This window comes from Gordonia sp. i37 (assembly GCF_002043085.1).
In the GTDB taxonomy this organism is placed as follows: Bacteria; Actinomycetota; Actinomycetes; order Mycobacteriales; family Mycobacteriaceae; genus Gordonia; species Gordonia polyisoprenivorans.
The window spans coordinates 1-641 of sequence record NZ_MVPX01000642.1 but is presented as its reverse complement, the minus strand read 5'-3'; the positions used below and the strand labels follow the sequence as shown (position 1 = coordinate 641).

At 66.9% G+C, this 641-nt stretch carries 1 protein-coding gene; it reads left to right on the top strand.

What is annotated here, in order from left to right:
- Window positions 1-123: 123 nt before the first annotated feature.
- A partial coding sequence (locus B1964_RS29125) for a transposase (protein ID WP_172399013.1) occupies window positions 124-641 on the top strand: 518 nt, incomplete at its 3' end.

Here is a 641-nt window from a genome sequence, read left to right as displayed (position 1 = left end):
AGTTGAGTCCCGGATAGTGGTGTAACCCTCCCCGGTGGCCACGACCATCTTCGAGACGGACGCGGTCACCGTGGGAGCCTTCGAGCGAACCTTCCACAGCACTCTCGAAAGGACATCACCACGATGACCGCTCCACACATTGTCGACCCTGAACGCCTGCTGCGCGAAGCTCTCGGGGAGGCCTCCCCAGACCTGCTGCGCCACCTGCTGCAGACCGTGATCAACGCACTGCTCTCCGCCGACGCTGACGCGGTCTGCGGGGCCGAGTACGGCAAGCCCTCCGAACACCGGACAGCGCAGCGCAACGGCTACCGCCACCGACCCCTGGACACCCGCGCCGGCACGATCGATGTGGCCATCCCCAAACTCCGGGCCGGCACGTACTTCCCCGAATGGCTGCTCGAGCGCCGCAAACGGGCCGAGTCCGCACTGATCACCGTGGTCGCGGACTGCTACCTGGCCGGGGTCTCGACCCGGCGCATGGACAAGCTCGTACGGCAGCTGGGCATCGACTCGCTCTCGAAGTCCCAGGTCAGCCGGATGGCACAGGAGTTGGACGAGCACATCGAGGCTTTCCGTCACCGGCCGCTGGGCGAGGCCGGCCCGTTCGTGTTCCTCGCCGCCGACGCCCTGACCATGAA